At 68.0% G+C, this 3511-nt stretch carries 3 protein-coding genes; all 3 read right to left on the bottom strand.

Annotated elements, in window-relative coordinates; translation table 11 throughout:
* Positions 1-776 precede the first annotated feature (776 nt).
* The 3 genes from LDL48_RS42100 to LDL48_RS42110 all read right to left on the bottom strand — a co-directional run bounded on the left by LDL48_RS42100 (position 777) and on the right by LDL48_RS42110 (position 3346).
* Entirely contained in the window at positions 777-1241 is a 465-nt protein-coding gene (locus tag LDL48_RS42100; protein WP_225260810.1) for an Hsp20/alpha crystallin family protein, read from the bottom strand.
* Positions 1242-1473: 232 nt separating this feature from the next.
* The gene (mctP, locus tag LDL48_RS42105) at positions 1474-3120 is read right to left on the bottom strand and encodes a monocarboxylate uptake permease MctP (RefSeq protein WP_225260811.1); all 1647 of its coding nucleotides are present in this window, start codon (positions 3118-3120) and stop codon (positions 1474-1476) included.
* Positions 3121-3124: 4 nt separating this feature from the next.
* Entirely contained in the window at positions 3125-3346 is a 222-nt protein-coding gene (locus LDL48_RS42110; protein ID WP_225260812.1) for a DUF3311 domain-containing protein, read from the bottom strand.
* Positions 3347-3511: the final 165 nt, after the last annotated feature.

Below are 3511 nucleotides of genomic sequence, written 5' to 3' on the forward strand. Positions count from 1 at the left end.
GCTACGCTCGGCACGAGGTCTCCGGTGTGAAGTTCTAGCTTGGTCGCTGAACCAACTACCGGAGACCTCTTCAGTTATCGACCACCGCCACGCCGCAACATCGACGGTCCTACGAAACACGGCCTAGCGCTCCGGTACGCGCCGTCCAAGATCCCCTTGCCGCAGCGGCGCGCCCCCGGAGGCCGCCGTGGGAAGCACCGGCACCCACCTCACCACAGTTCCCCACACGCGGAATGCGCCCACCCACCGTGCGGACAGGCGACGCGCCCCACCCAGCCGTGTCGAGCAACGGCACCCACCGCACCTCAACTTCCCACACACCCGACGCCCACCCAGCCGTGTCGAGCAATGGCGCATACCGCACCGAGAATCCCCGCACGACGGATGCCCCCACCAACCGTGTGGAACAACGGCACCCACCGCACCCCAACTCCCCACACACACGAGCACCCGCCCCACCCACGCGGCAAGGCAGCACCCACCGCAACGCCACCACGAGCACCCGCCCTACCCGTGGAGATGATGGCACCCAGAACACCCAACCGGCAGCAGGCAAGTCATGCACGACTCGGACCACCCCAGCGCTCCGCACCCGACCGGAGCGCCGTCCCGAGGCCACCAAACCCGCGTTACTCAGGCTGTGCCGGCGACCCGACCGCACCACGCCGGCATCCGGGTACCGCAGGACATACCAACGCCCGCCGCGTGGGGGCGGCGGGCGTGACGAGCTCGCCGGGCGGGCGAACCGCCCGCCCGGCGATCCGGTGGAGGGGGAATCAGGACTGCGCGATCGCGGTCTGCTCGCGGGACGTGCTGTTCAGCACCTGTCCCTGGCCGGCGTTGATCGGGATGCGGCGCGGCTTCGCGGCCTCGGCGACCGGAATGGTCAGGGTGAGCACCCCGTCCTGCCAGGTCGCGGAGATGTTGTCCAGGTCGAGGCCGTCGCCGAGGGTCAGCCGCCTCTCGAAGACGCCGGTGGCGCGTTCCCGGCGTACCCATTGCACGTCGCTGTCGGTGCGCGGCGTGCGTTCCGCGCGGATGGTCAGCACCTTGCCGTCGACGTCCACCTGCACGGACCCGGGGTCGATGCCGGCCAGGTCGCAATGCAACACGAAGTGGTCACCGGATCGGTAGAGGTCCATCGGCATCGCCATGGTGGCGACGCCGCCGCCGGCGGCGGTACCGAGCATCTGACCGGCCAGGCGGTCGAACTCGCGGAAAGGGTCGAAAGTGAGCACCACGGATCCACCTCCTCGACATGACCTGCCGGTGTGTCCGGCAGGTTGTGGCGCACTCGTCTCGAGTCGCTCCGCGTCGACCGTGGTGGTTCATCACCGCGGTGAGCAGCAGCGACACTTCATTTTTTAGCACTCCCACCCGCCGACTGCCAAGGGCTTGCGGAAAAAACGAGCCGACAAAAAACCGGGCCCTGGACGGGGGGCCCGGCTTCTTGCGGTGCGGGAGCGGATCAGGTCAGGTCGAGGACGCCAGTTCGTCGGGGTTGGTCCGGGCCTTCTCGAGTCGCGGGTCGCCCTCGTCGGCGAAGTAGTCGTCGGACCGCGTGCCGTCCACGCCGTCCGGCGTCTTCGTCGCCCGCAGGACCAGCGTGACCAGCACCGCCACCAGCAGGTTGACGGCCACCGCGACGAAGCCCACGTAGATCGTCCGGGTGGTGTCGAACCCGAACTCGGAGAGCGGGAACGCCGAGCCGCCGAAGTGCTTGCGCCCGCTGGCCGCGTTGGGGATCTGGTACAGCATCCACATGCCCAGCGTCATGCCGGCCGCCCAGCCGGCGATCAGGCCGCCGCGGTGGAACCACCGGGTGAACAGGCCCAGCGCGACCGCCGGCGCGGTCTGCAGGATGATCACGCCGCCGATGAGCTGCAGGTCGATGGAGAACTGCGGGTCCAGGAAGATGATGCAGGCGACCGCGCCGACCTTGACCACCAGCGACACGATCTTGGAGACGTTCGCCTCCTGGGCGTGGGTGGCGTCCTTGCGCAGGTACTCCTTGTAGATGTTGCGGGTGAACAGGTTGGCCGCGGCGATCGACATGATGGCCGCCGGGACCAGCGCGCCGATGCCGATGGCGGCGAACGCGATGCCCGCGAACCAGGCCGGGAACTGCTGGTCGAACAGCAGCGGCACGACCGTGTTGCTGTCCACGGTGCCCTCTTTGGCGCCTGGCAGCGGCTTCACGCCGGCCGCGATCGCCATGTAGCCGAGCAGGGCGATCAGGCCGAGCAGGAACGAGTACGCCGGCAGCGCCGACATGTTCCGCTTGATCACGTTGCGGTTCTTGCTGGCCAGCACGCCGGTGATGCTGTGCGGGTAGAGGAACAGCGCGAGCGCCGAGCCGAGCGCCAGGGTGATGTACTGCAGCTGGTTGTTGGCGTTCAGCGTGATGCCGTCGTTGGGCGCCGGTGAGGCCGAGAACTTGGCGTCCGCGGCGTCGAAGATGTCGCCCCAGCCGCCCAGCTTGAACGGCAGGTAGATGACCGCCACCAGGATCACGATCCAGATCAGCGTGTCCTTGACGAACGCGATCAGCGCGGGCGCGCGCAACCCGGACTGATACGTGTACGCGGCCAGGATGGCGAACGCCACGATGATCGGCGCGTGCCGGGCCAGCACCCCTTCGCCGGTCACGCCCATGGTCTTGAGGACCGCTTCGATGCCGATCAGCTGCAGCGCGATGTACGGCATGGTCGCCACGATGCCGGTGATCGCCACCAGCAGTGCCAGCGTGGGCGAGCCGAACCGGGTGCGCACGAAGTCGGCCGGGGTGACGAACCCGTGCCGGTGCGACACCGACCAGAGCCGGATCAGCACCAGGAAGAACAACGGATAGATGATCACGGTGTACGGCACCGCGAAGAAGCCGGCCGCACCCGCGCTGAACAACAGCGCCGGAACCGCGACGAACGTGTACGCGGTGTACAGGTCGCCGCCGATCAGGAACCAGGTGATCCAGCCGCCGAAGCTGCGCCCGCCGAGTCCCCACTCGTCCAGGTGCAGCATGTCCTTCGGCGCGCGCCACCGGGCCGCCACGAAGCCCATGACGCTGACCAGCAGGAACAGGAACGTGAAGACGATGATCTCGGTGATGTGGTCGCCCATCGGATCACTTCTTCGTTCGGGCGTAGACCAGGCTCGTGGCGGCGACGCCGACGAGGATGAACGCGAACTGCAACCAGTAGAACGCCGGGAAGCCGAGCAGCCGCGGCGAGTCGAAATTGAACAAGGGAGTCAGCAGGGGCAGCACGATCGGCACCACAAGCAGCCAGTTCCACGGGCTGCGATCGCTTCGGGGCGCGGGCGCCGCCTCGGCTTCAGGTTCCGCCATTTCGCCGTACCTCCTCTTCGGAGCGCCACGGTCAGATCACCGTGAGGTTAACGAGTTCACGCGCCGAAAAGAGATCTTCCTGCGCCGAACGGGCCGGGTGGTGCGCCGAACGGCGCACCACCCGGTTAATGCGCGGGTCAGCCCCGCCCGGGTGTACAGAGGCCG

This window comes from Jidongwangia harbinensis, assembly GCF_020216025.1.
In the GTDB taxonomy this organism is placed as follows: domain Bacteria; phylum Actinomycetota; class Actinomycetes; order Mycobacteriales; family Micromonosporaceae; genus Actinoplanes; species Actinoplanes harbinensis.

Bases quoted from the DNA above. Each gene is read 5' to 3' on its own strand.
- LDL48_RS42110 (WP_225260812.1), bottom strand. From the start codon at position 3,346: ATGGCGGAACCTGAAGCCGAGGCGGCGCCCGCGCCCCGAAGCGATCGC.
- mctP (WP_225260811.1), bottom strand. From the start codon at position 3,120: ATGGGCGACCACATCACCGAGATCATCGTCTTCACGTTCCTGTTCCTG.